This window comes from Streptomyces sp. SAS_281 (genome assembly GCF_052542855.1).
The window spans coordinates 63597-79151 of record NZ_JBMNDO010000013.1 but is presented as its reverse complement, the minus strand read 5'-3'; the positions used below and the strand labels follow the sequence as shown (position 1 = coordinate 79151).

The following is a 15555-nucleotide window of genomic DNA, read 5'->3' as shown; positions in this document are numbered from 1 at the left end:
ACCCCCAGCCGATCATGGCTGGGGGTCTTTGACATCCACGTCCGACATCAACGGGCGCGGTCACCCACGGTGGGGACGCTGCCGCTTCAGCATCCGGTCGAGGTGACTCACGGCCTCGCGCTGCGTGTCCTGGACGACGTCTGCGTAGATGTTCATCGTGACCGCGATCTGACTGTGGGGAAGCGTCTGTCTCCTGCGGCGCCCCTTGGGATCGTCCTCGTACGCCTCACCGCGGACACGCTGCCGCTGAGTGCGGACCCGGATCTCCCGCCTGTCAAGGCACCCGGCTGCGCCCCGCTCCGCCGGGCGCGCTTCCCTGCTTTGGTTGGGCCTGCGCTCCTGCCTCGGTCCGCTCGGCGCTGCCGCCGCCGACGCGCGCCCACGTGTTGGTAGGCCCGTAGGGCATGAGACGAGAATCAGACCCGCGGCCTCAAGACGATGCCTGCGGCGGGGCGCTCAGACTCCGGATGGGAGGGGCGCCGTTCGCGGATGTCGGCGGAATCGTGGTGAGCGTCGTGGGGGGCTCCCACCCCGACCACCTTCGACCCAGGCAGAGCCGAGCAGCCGCGGCGCAGGGCGTCAAGGTCCTTCGTACAGTGGCGCGCTCCACCTTGACGCCCTGAGCCACGCCCGCTCCACGGAGTGTGGGTCGCAGGCGGACGGGATGGGAGCTGAGATGAGTGGTGGGCGGACGGTTGTGGGTGCCTGACTGCTTGTCAGTGGTGGCCCTTACGCTTCCGCCATGCGCAAAGGTGCGATCAGTCGAGACGCTGTCCTCAGGGCTCTGGCGGAGTATGACGACCTGGGGCAGGACGAGTTTCTGTCCAAGTACGGGTACAAGCCGGCAACCGGGTATCTCCTCCTGCACGAGGAACGAACCTACGACTCCAAGGCCATCGCTGGTGTGGCGCACAAGTTCGACCAAGGTCGAGCGCTGAAGCCTGATGAGTTGATCGGCGGAAGGTCGCACGCCGCCAGGTGGCTGGCCCGACTCGGCTTCACGATCCGTTCGTCCCGGAGTCCTGACTGGACTCGTGACGAGATCATCCTTGCTTGCGACCTGGCCATGGCCAACGGCTGGAAGCGACTGGAATTCGACGACCCGCGTGTGATCGAGCTGTCAGCCCTACTCCAGACCATGCCGATCCATCCTGAGGAGCTGCGTAACGAGTTGTTCCGGAACCCCAACGGCGTGGCGCGTAAGACGGTTGACATCACATGCCGGCACCCCGACTACGCAGGCAAGCCCACAAACGGGAACGTCCTGGATGTCGAAGTCATGAACGACTTCCTCGCCCGGCCTGCTGAGATGGCGAAGGTAGCCCGGCGCATCCGGCAAGGACTGGTCGCAGGAGAGTTCCAGGAGCTATCACCCGAGGTCGAGGAGGAAGACGACTACAGCGCACCCGAGGGCAGGCTGCTGCTGCGGCGCCACCGGAGCCGCGAGCGGAACAAGGCTTTGCGTAAGAAGAAGATCGACGCGGCCTTGCGTCAGGGACGCCAGCTCGCTTGTGAGGCGTGCGGCTTCGATTTCGAGCAGGTCTACGGCGACCGTGGGAGCGGATACATCGAGTGCCACCACGTTGTTCCCCTGCATGAGGCCGGCGAAGGCCGCACCAAGCTCAGCGACCTCGCCCTCATCTGCGCCAACTGTCACCGCATGATCCATCGGCGCGCACCATGGCCGACCCCGGAGGAGCTGCGGGCCTCGATCGAGCAGAAGCATGCGAACGACAGGCGCGCCGCGGTGGCTGTGTCGCGACCGCGCAGGGCCCCCGATGAGCAGATGCCGAAACCGTGAACTGACATCCACCCCTGGCGGTCGTGGCCCGGCGTATCACTTTGCATGGGCGCCTCGGGCCGACCCCTCAAAGCCGTTGTCGGCGGGTCGCAGCCGCCCGTGCCCACCGCAGGTCATAGACCGTTCGGGAGGGGGCCTTCACTCGGGAGGCCCCCGAGGCCGCAGCACGTACTCAGTGCCCGCCTGGGGGCCACCCGTGCTCGTCGCGTACACGCCTGCCGATTGCTCGCGCAGCCGAGTCGGCGCTGTGCGTCGAGGACCCCGTGCCCCGGAGGTTCTGTTCGGCTGCCTCCCGGCGATGTTCCGGCTGCCCCGGACGACAGCTCACCCGGTGGACCCATGCGGTGAGGGACGAGGTGCCTGTCGGTAGGTTGCTCCTATCGACCTACTGATCGGTCGCCGCAGTTCAGGCGACACTGGAGGGGAACGTGCTGATCACCGTTGCGGACGTGGAAGCCGAAGCCGAGCGGATTGCCGCGCACGTCGTGCGGACCCCGACGGTGCCGAGCCCCGGGCTCTCCGCGTTCCTGGGGGCGCCGGTCACCGCGAAGCTGGAACTGTTGCAGCGCACCGGTTCCTTCAAGGCCCGTGGCGCGACGGCCAAGCTGCTCGCGCTCACCGAGGCCGAACGCGCCGCGGGGGTCGTCGCGGTGAGCGGTGGCAACCACGGCATCGCGGTCGCGGTCATGGCGGGGGCGCTGGACATCAAGGCGACCGTCGTCATGCCGCGGTCCGCCCCCGGCCGCGCCGTGGAGATCGCCGAGGCGTCCGGAGCGAACGTCCAGCTGGCCGACACCATGGACGGCGCCTTCGCTCTCGTGGGCGAACTCCGGGATTCGGGGCTCACGTTGGTCCATCCCTTCGACGACCCGATCGTCATCGCCGGGCAGGGCACCGTTGGCCTGGAACTCGCGGAGGACGCCGGGGAACTCACCGACGTACTCGTCAGCATCGGTGGCGGGGGGCTGATCGCCGGTGTCGCGGCCGCGCTGCACGCGCGCCGTCCCGGGGTAAGGGTCTGGGGCGTGGAGACCGAAGGTGCGCGGGCCATGTCGGAAGCCCTGGCCGCCGGCGGGCCGGTGCCGGTCGAACTGTCCTCGGTCGTCTCCACGTTGAGTGCCCCGAGCGCCTCACCGCTCACGTACGAACACGTCTCGGCCCTGGTCACCGGTGTCCTCACCGTGACCGATGCCGAGGCCGTTCAGGGGACCCTCGACCTGGCCGACCACGCGAAGGTCTGGGCCGAGCCCGCCGCTGGATGCCTGCTGCCCGCGGCACGCCAGGTGATGGAGCGCGTCGGTGAGAGCGCCAGGCTCGGCCTGGTCGTCTGCGGCGGCAACGCGACCACGGCCGACGTGACCGCCTGGGCCGAACAGTTCCGGCTGCGCTGAGACGGGCCGTACGTCGCACGGTGGGCCCGGACGGCTCGGCCCGCCGCGATTGCGCGGTCGAACGTTCCGCGGTGGCGGCTCAGCCGCTTCGCGAGGAGGTGGCAGCCGGCTTCGGTGGCTTCGCCGGTCAGGGCGGCCGCCCGCGTCCGGAAGGCGGCCCATGCCATGGTCACGGGGCAGGATGGCAGGGTGGTCCGAAAGCCGTGGTCCGCATCCGTGGAGGATGTCCCGTGTCCGAAGTCCTGGTTCGTCTGCGCGAGGACGCCGATCTGGGCGAGGCGGCTGCCGTGCTCGTCGGTGTCCATGAGTCCGACGGGTATCCCGTCGAAGGGGTGGCGGACCCCGAGGCGTGGTTGTCCCCGGAGGGCTTGATCGCGGCATGGGTCGCCGAGCTCGACGGGCGGGTCGTGGGGCATGTCGCCGTCAACCGGGCCCAGCGCGGTGAGGACGTGGCGCGGCTCTGGCGGGAGAGGGCCGGTGCCGGGGATGCGGAGGTCGCGGTGCTGGCCCGGTTCTTCGTGGGGCGGGACGCGCGGGGTGCTTCGGCCGGGGGGCGGCTCATGGGTGCGGCGGAGGGGTACGCCCGGGCGCAGGGGCTGCCGTTGGTGCTCGAGGTTCTGACCAAGGACGCCGCCGCCATCCGTCTCTACGAGCGGCTCGGTTGGCAGCGGATCGGTGAGGTCCGGCACTTCTTCGCCGGCCGGCACTTCGACGCCCTGTGCTTCGTGGCGCCGGGCGAGTGAGGTAAGGTCCGGCCGGTCCGGCGCCGGCGGGAAAACCTGGACCGGCACGAGACCCCGCCCGCGCGGGGCGCCTTCCCCGACAACCTTCCGGCCTCTCCGGAGGCCCCGCCCGAGGTGTACGCCGACACCATGATCAGCCCGTACGCGGGCTCCGCGGAGAGCGCTCCACTCGGTACAGTCCCCGTGTGACCAGTGAGCCCGAACCGGCGATTCCCGAGATCACCCGCACCGACTGCGCGCGGTGCGGCACCGAGGTGCACGGTCTGGCCGGGCGGTACGCCTGTGCGCTCTGCGGGTGGGTCAACCACTACTCGGAGGGGCACGAGGAGCTGCCCGGCCTGGACGCGGACCCCGACCATGGCCGCGGTCGGTAACGCGTTGCCCCGGGCCCGTGCCGTCCCCTGGCGTCCCGGTCATGTCGCCTGACCAGGAAAACCGGCCGGACCGTGTCCCGCGTCGCCGTCGAGGAGTTGTGCCGGCGCATCGGCGTCGGCGGCGTGCCGGTCGTCCGGTTCTCCGAGGGGTCTGCGCCCGTCTACGCGGTCGGTGACGCCGGGGGGTCGGCACGGGCAACCGACCCTGCACGGGGCCGGCCCGGGCGGCGACGGGTGGCGGTACGTGCTGATGTCCAGGCTGCACGGCGAGGACCTGGCGCCCGCCTGGGGACGGGTGCCGGGCCGGCACCGGGAACGGATCGTCACCCGTCCGTGCTGCTGGCGTACACCTTGCTGCACGTGTACAGCGATCTCCCGTGGTACTTCCGGGAGGTGCCCGCGCCCGCCGGGGAGACGCTTCCCGCGCTCGCCGAGGCGTGGTTCGGGGTGGCCTGACCGGAGTGCGTGCGGGGCGGGGCGTGCGTCGGGCGCCCCCGTGACCCGGGTGCCGTAGGGGCCGTGCCGACCCCTACCCTGCCGCCATGGGTGACGGGCGCGAAGGGCTGATGGCTGTCGGTGACCAGGAGAGGGAATCGCCTCCTCCGCTGCGGTCGCCCGCCTTCCGGAGGTTCCTGCTCGCCCAGCTGGTCTCCGCGACCGGGTCCGCGATGGCCCCGGTGGCGCTGGCGTTCGCCGTGATCGAGCAGGGCGGGGGAGCGCGGTCGCTCGGGATCGTGCTGACCGCCAACACCGTGCCGGCCCTGGTTTTCCTGCTCGTCGGCGGGGTGCTGGCGGACCGGGTCTCGCGCAGCCGGATCCTCTTCCTCGGCAACCTCGGCGCGGGCGCCGCGCAGGCGGTCGTGGCCGTCCTCGTGGCGACCGGTACGGCGACCACCGCCGCGATGAGCCTGTGTGCGTGCGCCTCGGGGGCGGCGGCCGCGTTCACCGTGCCGGCGGCCCAGGGGGTGGTGCCCCGGCTCGTGGATCCGGAGCGGCTCCAGGAGGCCAACGCGCTGGTCCGGGTGCCGAGGAACGCGGTCAGGGTCGTCGGCCCCGTCATCGGCGGGTTCGTCGTCACCCTGACCGGGCCGGCCTGGGCGCTCGGGTGGGATGCCGTGACCTTCGTCCTGGCCGCGCTCCTGCTGGCGGGGCTGCGGCTCGCGGGGACCGTCCCCGCCGGGGGCCCGGGCGGGGGGCTGGCGGCCGATCTGCGCGTCGGGTGGGCCGGGTTCAGGTCCCGCGTCTGGCTGTGGAGCTACACCCTCTCCGGTACGGCCGTCGTGGCCGCCTGGCTGGCCGGGTACCAGCTGCTGGGGCCCCTCGTGGCGGACCGCAGCTACTCGGGCGCCGGCTCCTGGGGGCTGGTGCAGGGGGCGTTCGCGGCCGGGTTGCTGGCGGGGACGCTCGTCTGTCTGCTGTGGAAGCCGCAACGGCTCGTGCTCGTCTGTGTGGTGACGAGCTCCACGCTCTTCCTGCCCTTGGCCGCGATGGGGCTCGGGCTGCCGCTGCTCTGGGTGCTGGGGGCGGCCGTCGTCGCCGGCGCGGGGGTGGACGTGGCCGTCGTGGCCTGGTCCACCGCTATGCAACAGCAGGTTCCCGACGAGGAGTTGGGGCGCCTCAACGCCTTCAACTCGCTGGGGGAGCAGATCGCCATCCCGCTCGGCTACCTCGTCGTCGCGACCGCGTCCGCGTACTGGTCCAGCGGCAGCATCCTCCTGGTGTGCTCGGCCGTCATCCTCGCCGCCGGGGCGGCCAACGCCTGCGTGCGCGATGTGCGCCGGATCAGGCGGAGGTGAGCGTGCCGTGCCCGGCGCGTCGAGGGCAGGGCCGAAGCTCCGGTGGTTTATATATGTCGTTCACCGACCTATAGTGGCGTCATGGCATCCAAGAAGAACCTCGTCGCCAACCGTGAGTCCCTCGCCCACAAGGTCCGTTACGCCGCGAGCCGGCCGGACCGCATCGCGCCGTACCTGAAGCGGGCGGCCCGCGACCGTTGGCTGGCGTTCAAGCACCCGGACCACGTGAACTACTACCGGGCCGTGATGGCCTCGGACACCCGGCGCAACCCGGAGGCCGCCGTCGGCAGCCAGACGCACGAACGGTGGCTGGCCCTGGGGCAGATGCAGTTCGACTACCTCGTGGAGCACGGGCTCGCCCCCGGCGCCCGGATGCTCGACATCGGGTGCGGGAACCTCCGGGCCGGCTGGCGGTTCATCGACCATCTGGAGGCCGGGCACTACTACGGCATCGACATCTCGCCCGACATCCTGATCGCCGCCAAGCGGACCCTGACCGCGCAGGGGCTCCAGGCCAAGGTGCCGCATCTGACCCTCACCAAGGACCTGACGCTGGACTTCCTGCCGGACGCGTACTTCGATGTCGTCCACGCCCACAGCGTCTTCTCGCACTCGCCGATCGGGATCATCGAGGAGTGCCTGGCCCATGTGGGGCGTGTCCTGGCGCCCGGCGGGCACTTCGACTTCACCTTCGACCGCACCACCGGTGCCGAACACCAGGTGCTGCGCGAGGACTTCTACTACCGGACCGAGACACTGACCGCCCTCGCCGCCGAGCACGGGCTGCGGGCGCGGTTCATGGAGGACTGGGAGAAGCTGGGGCACGGGCAGTCGAAGATCCGCGTGACCGCGTGACCGCGTGACCGCGTGACCGCGTGACCCGCTCGTGCACTCAGCCGGTGCTCGCCCCGTCCCGCAGCCGCCACAGGCGCAGCGCCGCCCCCGCCGCCGCGACGACGGCCAGGGCCGGGAGCGCGGTGTCCCGGTCCACCACCCCGGCGCAGTACCCCATCGCGACGAACGGCGCCCCGGCCAGAGCGAACCGGCCCGGCGTGCGCAGCCGGGACAGCGCGGGGCGGCCCGCGAGGAGCAGGGCGGCGGCCACCGGGACGCCCAACCGCCAGAACAGCACCGTGAGATGGCTGCCGGCGTCCGTCAGAGCCAGCGCGGCCACGGTGAGCCCGGTCCACAGCAGCAGCGCGACGCGGGCCGCCGTGCCCAGGGTGCGGCCGGGCGGCCGCAGGTCCGGCGGGCAGGCCAGCGGCAGCGCGGCCACCGCGACCGGGGCCAGGAGATACGGGGCGGCCGCGGACGGGGGCAGCACCCCGGCCGTCAGGGGGACCACGAGGAGCGCGAGCTCCTGGGCCAGCGTGCCCGCGAACGCACACCGCGCCCCCGCCGCGAAACGCCCGCCCAGCGCCAGGACCGCCCCCGCCAGCGTCACCAGGTCGCAGCCGGTCATGAGGTAGCTGAGCGGAGCCAGGAAGTCCGCGTTCCCGCTCAGCCGCCAGTCGCCGAGCATCGAGACGAGACCGAAGGCGGCGTACGCGGCCGTCGCGGCCAGCGCGAAGGGCGCGGCAGCGGCGAACAGGCGGCCGGCGCGCTGCGCGGAACCGAGGCGCATCCGCATCCGCAGCGCGTGCCCCACGATGTCGCCCGCCTCCCGGAACCGGGCGGCCCGGCCCGCGCCCTCGGTCGCCTCGCGGTACGCCTCGGCGATCTCCTCCCCGAAGGCGCGGCGGTAACCGGCCGGGTAGAGCCGCAGCAGCGGAGTGCTCATGCGGTGGCCGGCTTCCCGGCGGCACCCAGGCGCCGGGTGGCCTCGCGCGCGGTGGCCGCGATCCGCCGCGCCTCGGCGGCCAGGGTCTCCCGGCCGATGGCGGTGAGCGTGTAGGTGCGGCGGAGCCGGCTGTCCACGACCTCCTCCGCGTGCACCTCGATCAGACCCTCGTTCAGCAGGCGCTCCAGTGCCCCGTAGAGCGTGCCGGTGCGCATCTTGACCCGCCCGGAAGAGATCGTCTCGACCTCGCGCGCGATGGCGTAACCGTGCCGGGGCTCGTCCGCCAGGGCGGTCAGGAGGAGAAGGGTCGGTTCCTGCATCGCGCGTTCGCTCATGCTCCCATCGTACGCCTGGCATGGGTCACTCACCGGCATATGACGGGCCGCCCTGAGCTGCGACGGGAAGGACCTTCCCCAGACGGGCCAAGGGGGAGAGCGCCATGAACAGCGGGGAGAGGGCGAGCGCGACCGCCGTGACGAGGAGACTCGGGCGCAGCCCCCACGTACCCGCGAGGAACCCGCCGAGCAGGGAGCCGAAGGGGGTGAGACCCATCCCGGCGAAGTTGATCGTCGCCACCACCCGCGCCTGGATGCGGACCGGCGTGACCGCCTGCCGTACGGACATCACCGTGACGTTGACCAGCTGGCCGAACGTACCGAAGACGAGGTTGACGGCCATCAGCGCGGGCAGGACCAGGGGCCCGGAACCGTGCAGCGCGGGTACGCCGAGCATCACGCCGTCCGCCAGGACCGCCGAGCCCACCAGCACCACGCCGTACCCCAGCCGTTCCGGCAGCTTCGCCGCGAGGAGCGACCCGAGCACCGCCCCCGGACCCGTCGCCGCGAGCGCCAGCCCCACCTCGGCGCCGGACAGGCCCAGTTCGCGCGGCAGGAACAGCAGATAGACCGTCATCAGCGCGGCGAGCGAGAACTGGAACAGGGCCGACGCCAGCCCCACCGCGCGCAGCGCCGGGTGCCGGGCCACGAACCGGAGCCCTTCGTGGATCCGCCGCAGGACCGGCGCGGGGGCCCCGGCGGGCGCGGGCACGCGTTCCGGGCGGCGGATGCGGCCGATCGACACGGCCGACAGCACGAAGAAGCACGCGCCGGTGACGACCGCGAGCAGCGGCGAGAACACCGACATCAGCGCCCCACCGAGCGCCGGGCCGCCGATCCGCGCCGCCGACCTGCTGCCCTCCAGCGCGCTGTTTCCCCGCATCAGCAACTCGCGGTCCACCAGCCGCACCAGCGACGCCTGGTACGCCACGTCGAAGAACACGCTGCCCACCCCGAGCAGGGCGGCCACCACGAGCAGGACCGGCAGTCCGAGCACGCCGAGGAGATACGCCGACGGCACCGCGGCCAAGGCCAGCGCCCGGCCGAGATCCGCCGCCACCATCACCGTCCGGGTGCGGCGGCGGTCCGCCCACGCGCCCGCGAACAGTGACAGCAGCAGGATCGGCGCCTGCTCCACCGCGCGCAGCAGGCCGAGCGCGCCCGCGTCGGCGTGCAGCGAGACGACGGCGACCAGCGGCAGGACGACCAGGAGTGCCTGTTCGCCGAACTGGGACGCGGTCTGCCCGGCCCACAGGCGCAGGAAACCGGAATCCCGCCGGAGCGCGGGGGAGGGGGTACGGGAAACGGGATGCACGGGGGCCCCTTGAACAGCGGACGGCAAGGCTCCGCCGCCACCGCGCACAGAGGTGTGCGCAGGCGGTCCGGCGGGAAAGGCTCGCTGTGCCGCGCTCGGAGGCAGCACGCGATGACGGGTCGGTCCACGACGTCAGCGCGTGCGCGGGCTACCGGGCAACTCTCCCTCCTCCAGTCGTCGGGTGAGGGGGAGGTTAGCCGCCCGGCGGGACGGGGAACAGCGAGTTTCCGTCGCCGCCGTCCGGCGACTCCTCGCGAGCCAGCTCCCGGAAGCACTGCCGCAGCCAGGCGTGCGCCGGATCCGCGTCGTGGCGCGGGTGCCAGGCCATGCCGAAGGCGAGCGGCGGCAGCGGGAGGGGGATCTCGAACGTCCGCAGCCCCAGGGGTTCCGTCAGCGGGCGCGCCCGCAGGGACGTCAGGCCGACCAGGTCGCTGCCGAGCAGGATGAACAGGGACGACGGCAGGGTGCCCACACTGACCACGACCCGCCTGTGCAGCCCCAGTTCGGCGAGCCCGGTGTCCACCGGGCCCTGCGTCCGGCCGCGCCGGGACACCGTCACATGGTCGTAGGCGGCGAACCGGGCCGGGGTGATCTCCCCGTCCAGGAGCGGATGGCCGGGCCGCACGACGCCGATCATCCGGTCGTCGTAGAGGTGTTCGCGGCGGACCTCCGGGGACCGCGTGTCGATCACCCCCACCTCCAGATCGGCGGCGCCCTCGCGCAGGAACGGCCCGTCCACATGGCTCTCCATCAGGAAGCGGAGCCGCACGCCCGGTGCCTCCCGGGCGATCCGGGCGAACAGCGCCGGGCCGGAGACCGCCGCCAGGGTGTCCTGGGCCAGCACGGTGAACGTCCGCGACAGGGCGCGCAGATCGACCTTGCCGCCCGACAGGAACACCCCGCGCGCCCGCTCCACGACCGCGCGCACTTCGCCGTGGATGGCCAGGGCGTGCGGCGTGGGCACCATCGCGCGCCCGGCGCGCACCAGCACCGGATCGCCGAGCGCCTTGCGGATGCGGCCGAGGGTGCGGCTCATCGCGGGCTCGGACAGATGCAGCCGGGCGGCGGCCCCGGAGACGCTGCACTCGTCGAGGAGAACGTCCAGGGCGACCAGAAGATTGAGGTCAAGGCTGGATTGCGTCACACGCATACGTCCCTTGTCCAAGATGCATTGGAAAGCAAGTCGCGCCAACTCTACGGTGGAAGCACATCCCACCCGCCACGGCTCCCAGGAGGAGCGTTGTCCCCGTATGCCCAGAAGCCCCCGTCCCTTACCCCGGCCGCGCAGTACGTGCTCTGCGCCTGTGTGCTCGTCGCGCAGGGCATGGTCGCCGCCGTCAACCTGCTCATCCCCCAGCTCGCCGCCTCCACCCTGCATCCGTCCGCCGGCGAACTGCTGTGGTCGGTCGACGCGTACGTCATCGTCTTCGCCGGCCTGCTGATCCCGGCGGGTGCGCTCGGCGACCGCTTCGGACGCAAGGGCGCCCTCCTCACCGGACTCGGCCTCTTCGCGGCGGGCGCCGCCGTCAGCGCGCCGGCCACCGTCCCCGCCGTACTCATCGCCGGGCGCGGGGTGTGCGGGGCGGGGGCCGCGCTCATCATGCCCGCGACCATGTCCCTCCTGATGACCCTCGCCCCGCCCGCCCGCAGGTCCCAGGCGCTGGCGGCCTGGACGCTCGCCGCCGGCCTCGGCGGCCTCGCGGGCAACGTCGGCGGCGGCCTCGCCGGCCAGTTCTCCACCTGGCGCGCCCTCTTCTGGGCCATGGTGCCGCTGGCCGCGCTGCTCGCCCTCGCCGTCGCCCGCCTCACACCCCGCAGCCCCGAGAGGACGGACGCCGCGCCCGCCCCGCTCGGCTCGCTGCTGCTCGTGGCCGCCCTCACCGCCCTGGTGTACGGGATCATCGAGGGCCCTCCGCAGGGCTGGGGGTCGGCGCGGGTGCTGACCGCCTTCGGGCTCGGAGCCGTACTGCTCACCGGATTCACCGTCCACGGGCTGCGCGCCGCACGGCCGCTGCTCGACCCCAGGATCTTCGCCTCGCCGGTGGTGCGCGCCGGGACACTGGGGATCGCCACGGCCTTCTTCGGGCTGTTCGCGCTGTTCTACGTCAACTCCCAGTACCTCCAGTACGTGAAGGGCTTCCCGGTCGGCCTCGCCGGGGTGGCGATCGTGCCGCTGACCGTCGGAATGGCCGTCATGCCGAAGTTCGGGGCGCGCTGGCAGGACCGGTACGGCATCCGGCCGGTGGCGGGCGGGGGGCTCGCGGTCATCGGCCTGGGCCTGCTCCTGGTCTCGACCGCCGACGGCGGCACCCCGTACGTCCTGTACGCGGTGTACCTGCTCGTCATCTCCGCCGGTACGGGGCTCTGCGCGCCCGCGCTGACCTCGGCCGTGGTCGTCGGGCTGCCCGCGCACCGCAGCGGGCTCGGCTCCGGGCTCAACACGGCGGCGCGCGAGATCGGGGCCGCGCTCGGCGTCGCCGTCGTCGGCACCGTGCTGGCCTCCGGGACCGGCGCGGGGCACACCGGGGCCGCCCACGCAGCCGCCTTCGCCCCGGCGATGTCCGACGGGCTGAGGGTGGTGGCGGTGGTGCTCCTCGTCGCCACGGTGTTCGTGGTCCTGGGCACGTCGGGGCGGCCGCGCGGTGCGGCGGACGGGGCGGGGAGCGTGGCCGGGGCGGAGGCCGGGAGCGTCACCCGTACGGGTGTTTCCGTGTAGCCGCGCCGGGAAGGGCGGCGCAGGGTCGGTCCTGTACGTTCCACCGGCCCTGGAGTCCTCATGGCACAGACCGCGCCCCCGCCGGGCACCCCCTCCTCGCCCACTGCCCCGCGCCCGGGGGACGAGAACCCCTGGGCGTCCGGCGGCGTCATGTTCGCCGGTGTGCTGCTGATGGTGGACGGGGTGCTCGACGCGATCAAGGGCATCGCCGGTATCGCGTCGGACGACGTCTACGCACGGATCAACGACTACGTCTTCAAGTTCAACGTGACGGCCTGGGGCTGGATCCACCTCGTCCTGGGCATCCTCATCGCCATCGTCGGCTGGGGCATCCTCAGGGGCGCCGCCTGGGCCCGCGGCGTCGGTGTGGGGCTCGCGGCGCTCAACATGATCGCCAACTTCATGTGGCTGCCCTACCAGCCGGTCTGGGCCGTGGTCTCCCTGGCCATCGACACCTTCGTGATCTGGGCCCTGTGCACGGCACGGAAGCCGGTCATCTGACCGGCCGCTCGCGGCCGACTCCGTGCCGTTGTCAGTGGCCGGAGTCACACTGGATACATGTGCCGCAGTATCAAGACGCTCCGCCCGCCCGCTCTGCCCGAAGAGGCCACCGAGGACGACATCCGCGCCGCCGCCCTGCAGTACGTCCGCAAGGTGTCGGGCTTCCGCGCCCCGGCCGCGCACAACAGGGAAGTCTTCGACCGCGCCGTGGACGAGATCGCCGAGGCGACCGCCCGGCTGCTCGACGGCCTGGAGGTACGGGGTGGTGTCAGGACGCCATAGGGGGCGCGGCGGCCGCGGCGGCGGCCGGACGCCGCATGAGCAGCGCGGCGAAGGAACCCGCGAGGAACAGGGCGAGGACCGACACGGCGGTCCCCAGCCAGCTCGCGCCCAGCCACTGCGCGCCGAAGTAGCCCAGGCCCACGCTGTAACCGGCCCAGGCCACGCCCGCGACGGCCGACCAGGGCAGGAATTCCTTCACCTTGCGGTGCGAGGCCCCCGCGCCCAGCGAGACGACCGAGCGCCCGGCAGGGGCGAAGCGCGCGATGACGACGAGGATGCCGCCGCCCCGGCTCAGGGCGGCGCCGAGGCGTTCCTGCGCGGAGGTCAGGCGGCGGGAGCGGGCGATGGCCCGGTCCAGCCGCTCGCCGCCGTGCCGGGCCAGCCGGTACGCGGCGAAGTCGCCGAGCACCGAGGCGGTGGCGGCGCACAGGACGAGGGCCAGCAGGGAGGGGACCTCGGTCACCTGGCGGGCGGCGCCCGCCGCGTCGGCGGCGACACCGGTGGTCCCGGCCGCGGCGGCCGTGGCGGCGGTGATCACCAGCACGCCGCTGGGCAGTACGGGGAGGAAGACGTCCAGCAGCACGGAGAGGGCGACCGCGACATAGATCCATGGGCTGCCGGTCAGCGCACCCACACTCTCGAGCACCTTCTACTCCCCGATCGGTAACAACGCCGCGACGTCGCAGGGGAGCGGCAGGAGCGGCAGGGTCAGCTGTACAGCGTACGCCTGCCGTTCACCCGGTGATCCAGATATATGCGTGATGTTGGGCACCCCGGTCGAGGGTGCCTTGAGCGCGCACCGCCGGGGAGCGGTTTTCCCGGCGGTGCGCGAGGGACGTGCGGGGCCCGGTCGGTCGGCGGGCCCGGGGGAGCGGGGAGGGGTCAGACGGCGACCGGGGAGTTCTGTTCCTGGGTGCGGCCCCGGTCCTGGCGGTCCGGGGTGCGGGCGGTGAGGAGGTTGTCCAGGGCCAGGGCGCCGGGGCCGGTGAAGACGAGCAGCAGGAAGACCCAGCAGAAGACGGCCGACGGCTCGCCGCCGTTCTGCAGGGGGAGGAGGGCGTTGGACTGGTGGACCGTGAAGTAGGCGTAGGCCATGGAGCCGGACGAGACCAGGGCGGCGAACCGGGTGCCGAGGCCCAGGGCCACGAGGACGCCGCCGACGAGCTGGATCACCGCCGCGTACCAGCCCGGCCAGGTGCCGGCGGGTATGGAACCGCCGCCGTGGGCGCCGCCGAGGACGCCGAAGACCGAGGCGGCGCCGTGGCAGGCGAAGAGCCCGCCGACGACGATGCGGAAGAGCGCGAGGACATAGGGCTGTGCCCGGTGGAGGTGTGGGGTCATGTGGGGAGAGGCTCCTTCGGTCTGGTGGGGACGTGAACCGACTGGGCGCAAAAGATTAGGTAGACCTCACCAATACTTGCAAGTTCAACGTTCTGTCGACTGGCTGGAATCTGATGGGCTGTTGTGAGCCGTTCGGTGCGCCAATAACGCCGCGAACTGGGCGGCCGCGTTCCGCCGCTTGGCCTGAACCAATGGCGGCGCAGTTTTCCGGCCACGGACGTCCGGTTCCGCCGGCCGACGCTCCCACCACGGCACCCCCGGGTTTCACCGGAGCCCCACGGGAGTTTTGGGCCCCTCGGGCCCCGTTGACGGGCCGTCGGCCCGCCGGTCCACCGCACGGCACCGAACGGCTTGTCATGAACAGCTGTAGTAGGCCGAAAACACGTCGGTGGCCCCGCCGGCCGGCCCGTCGTTCGGGCATCGGCCGGTGGGGCCACCGGGGTTGGAGTCGCGGTCGGGTGCTCCCCGGCTCAGCAGCCGCTGAGCGCGGACTGCAGGGCCGACTTCTCGGCCGAGTCGACGGACAGCTTGTAGTAGTGCTTCACGTGGACCCAGGCGCGCACATAGGTGCACTTGTACGCGGCGCGTGGCGGCATCCAGGACGCGGGGTCCTGGTCACCCTTGGACTGGTTGACGTTGTCCGTGACCGCGATCAGCTGCGGGCGGGACAAGTCGTTGGCGTACGCCTGTCGTTGGGCGGTGGTCCAGCTGGACGCGCCCGAGCGCCACGCCTCCGCGAGCGGCACCATGTGGTCGATGTCCAGGTCGGAGGCGGCGGTCCAGGTGGCACCGTCGTACGGCGAGTACCAACTGCCGCCGGTGGCCGCGCAGCTGGAGTCCTGGGTGACATTCGTGCCGTCCCGCTCCAGGACGACCTCGCGGGTGTTGCAGGCTCCCGACTGGGTGATCCAGTGCGGGAACTTGTCCCGGCTGTAACCGCTGGAGGAGCCCTCCGCCTTCACGGTCAGCTCGCTCAGATAGGTGCGGGCGGTGGACGCGGAGACCGGGGTGGGCATGGCGGCCTGGGCGCTCGGCGCGGTGAGCAGGCCGGTGGTGGCGGCGAGTGCGGCGGATGCGGCGAGGGCGGCCATGCGACGCGCGTAGACACCTGACATGCGAACTCCCTTGGATGTGGGGGGATGCGGGCGGGCTGTCGTGAACGGCCCGGCCATCGTGGCGG

General features: G+C 72.4%; 16 protein-coding genes and 1 pseudogene. 9 read left to right on the top strand and 8 right to left on the bottom strand.

All coding sequences use genetic code 11. The features are described 5' to 3' along the window. Window positions 1-60: 60 nt before the first annotated feature. Window positions 61-189, bottom strand: a pseudogene (locus tag ACN6LM_RS07745) (tyrosine-type recombinase/integrase); the annotation flags it as partial. A gap of 553 nt (window positions 190-742) precedes the next feature. On the opposite strand from ACN6LM_RS07745, the gene ACN6LM_RS07740 reads away from it, so the two are divergent. From ACN6LM_RS07740 to ACN6LM_RS07715, 6 genes are all read left to right on the top strand, one after another. Next, entirely contained in the window at window positions 743-1801 is a 1059-nt protein-coding gene (locus ACN6LM_RS07740) for an HNH endonuclease (protein ID WP_445064521.1), read from the top strand. Window positions 1802-2217: 416 nt separating this feature from the next. Next, on the top strand, window positions 2218-3192 hold the full coding sequence (locus ACN6LM_RS07735; protein WP_445064536.1) for a threonine/serine dehydratase: 975 nt from the start codon (window positions 2218-2220) through the stop codon (window positions 3190-3192). Window positions 3193-3422: 230 nt separating this feature from the next. Next, complete coding sequence (locus ACN6LM_RS07730; RefSeq protein ID WP_445064520.1) at window positions 3423-3935, top strand: GNAT family N-acetyltransferase; 513 nt, start codon at window positions 3423-3425, stop codon at window positions 3933-3935. Between the two features lie 185 nt (window positions 3936-4120). Further along, window positions 4121-4309, top strand: coding sequence for a hypothetical protein (locus ACN6LM_RS07725; RefSeq protein WP_445064519.1), 189 nt, complete (start codon window positions 4121-4123; stop codon window positions 4307-4309). A 566-nt stretch (window positions 4310-4875) separates the two neighbouring features. After that, window positions 4876-6105, top strand: coding sequence for an MFS transporter (locus ACN6LM_RS07720; RefSeq protein ID WP_445064535.1), 1230 nt, complete (start codon window positions 4876-4878; stop codon window positions 6103-6105). Between the two features lie 81 nt (window positions 6106-6186). Continuing rightward, window positions 6187-6960 carry a class I SAM-dependent methyltransferase gene (locus ACN6LM_RS07715; protein ID WP_445064518.1) on the top strand — a complete coding sequence of 258 codons (774 nt, stop codon included), beginning with the start codon at window positions 6187-6189 and terminating at the stop codon, window positions 6958-6960. 37 nt (window positions 6961-6997) lie between these two features. On the opposite strand, the gene ACN6LM_RS07710 is transcribed toward ACN6LM_RS07715, so the two are convergent. The 4 genes from ACN6LM_RS07710 to ACN6LM_RS07695 form a co-directional block, all read right to left on the bottom strand. Beyond that, entirely contained in the window at window positions 6998-7885 is an 888-nt protein-coding gene (locus ACN6LM_RS07710) for a hypothetical protein (protein ID WP_445064517.1), read from the bottom strand. After that, on the bottom strand, window positions 7882-8220 hold the full coding sequence (locus ACN6LM_RS07705) for a PadR family transcriptional regulator (protein ID WP_445064516.1): 339 nt from the start codon (window positions 8218-8220) through the stop codon (window positions 7882-7884). Before ACN6LM_RS07705 ends, ACN6LM_RS07710 begins: the two co-directional genes overlap by 4 nt. Before the next feature lie 25 nt (window positions 8221-8245). Next, window positions 8246-9535 carry an MFS transporter gene (locus tag ACN6LM_RS07700; protein ID WP_445064515.1) on the bottom strand — a complete coding sequence of 430 codons (1290 nt, stop codon included), beginning with the start codon at window positions 9533-9535 and terminating at the stop codon, window positions 8246-8248. 193 nt (window positions 9536-9728) lie between these two features. Then, window positions 9729-10685, bottom strand: coding sequence for a LysR family transcriptional regulator (locus ACN6LM_RS07695; protein ID WP_445064514.1), 957 nt, complete (start codon window positions 10683-10685; stop codon window positions 9729-9731). Window positions 10686-10775: 90 nt separating this feature from the next. On the opposite strand from ACN6LM_RS07695, the gene ACN6LM_RS07690 reads away from it, so the two are divergent. From ACN6LM_RS07690 to ACN6LM_RS07680, 3 genes are read left to right on the top strand one after another with little or no spacing between them, the layout of a single operon-like run. After that, complete coding sequence (locus ACN6LM_RS07690) at window positions 10776-12251, top strand: MFS transporter (RefSeq protein WP_445064513.1); 1476 nt, start codon at window positions 10776-10778, stop codon at window positions 12249-12251. A gap of 60 nt (window positions 12252-12311) precedes the next feature. Further along, window positions 12312-12752, top strand: a complete 441-nt coding sequence (locus tag ACN6LM_RS07685) for a DUF7144 family membrane protein (protein ID WP_445064512.1) — start codon at window positions 12312-12314, stop codon at window positions 12750-12752. Window positions 12753-12809: 57 nt separating this feature from the next. After that, complete coding sequence (locus ACN6LM_RS07680; protein WP_445064511.1) at window positions 12810-13034, top strand: DUF2277 domain-containing protein; 225 nt, start codon at window positions 12810-12812, stop codon at window positions 13032-13034. Here ACN6LM_RS07680 and ACN6LM_RS07675 read toward each other — a convergent pair. The 3 genes from ACN6LM_RS07675 to ACN6LM_RS07665 all read right to left on the bottom strand — a co-directional run bounded on the left by ACN6LM_RS07675 (window position 13021) and on the right by ACN6LM_RS07665 (window position 15490). Beyond that, window positions 13021-13680 (bottom strand): DedA family protein, encoded by a 660-nt coding sequence (locus tag ACN6LM_RS07675; RefSeq protein ID WP_026171563.1) that lies wholly within the window; start codon window positions 13678-13680, stop codon window positions 13021-13023. The genes ACN6LM_RS07680 and ACN6LM_RS07675 overlap by 14 nt on opposite strands. A 236-nt stretch (window positions 13681-13916) precedes the next feature. Next, a complete protein-coding gene (locus ACN6LM_RS07670) occupies window positions 13917-14375 on the bottom strand; it encodes a DoxX family protein (RefSeq protein ID WP_445064510.1) in 459 nt (152 codons plus the stop codon). Between the two features lie 470 nt (window positions 14376-14845). Further along, complete coding sequence (locus ACN6LM_RS07665; RefSeq protein ID WP_445064509.1) at window positions 14846-15490, bottom strand: HNH endonuclease family protein; 645 nt, start codon at window positions 15488-15490, stop codon at window positions 14846-14848. Window positions 15491-15555 lie beyond the last annotated feature (65 nt).

Coding starts and splice junctions, on each gene's coding strand:
- ACN6LM_RS07740 (WP_445064521.1), top strand. CDS start 743: ATGCGCAAAGGTGCGATCAGTCGAGACGCTGTCCTCAGGGCTCTGGCG.
- ACN6LM_RS07720 (WP_445064535.1), top strand. CDS start 4,876: ATGGCTGTCGGTGACCAGGAGAGGGAATCGCCTCCTCCGCTGCGGTCG.
- ACN6LM_RS07715 (WP_445064518.1), top strand. CDS start 6,187: ATGGCATCCAAGAAGAACCTCGTCGCCAACCGTGAGTCCCTCGCCCAC.
- ACN6LM_RS07710 (WP_445064517.1), bottom strand. CDS start 7,885: ATGAGCACTCCGCTGCTGCGGCTCTACCCGGCCGGTTACCGCCGCGCC.
- ACN6LM_RS07705 (WP_445064516.1), bottom strand. CDS start 8,220: ATGAGCGAACGCGCGATGCAGGAACCGACCCTTCTCCTCCTGACCGCC.
- ACN6LM_RS07695 (WP_445064514.1), bottom strand. CDS start 10,685: ATGCGTGTGACGCAATCCAGCCTTGACCTCAATCTTCTGGTCGCCCTG.
- ACN6LM_RS07685 (WP_445064512.1), top strand. CDS start 12,312: ATGGCACAGACCGCGCCCCCGCCGGGCACCCCCTCCTCGCCCACTGCC.
- ACN6LM_RS07680 (WP_445064511.1), top strand. CDS start 12,810: ATGTGCCGCAGTATCAAGACGCTCCGCCCGCCCGCTCTGCCCGAAGAG.
- ACN6LM_RS07670 (WP_445064510.1), bottom strand. CDS start 14,375: ATGACCCCACACCTCCACCGGGCACAGCCCTATGTCCTCGCGCTCTTC.
- ACN6LM_RS07665 (WP_445064509.1), bottom strand. CDS start 15,490: ATGTCAGGTGTCTACGCGCGTCGCATGGCCGCCCTCGCCGCATCCGCC.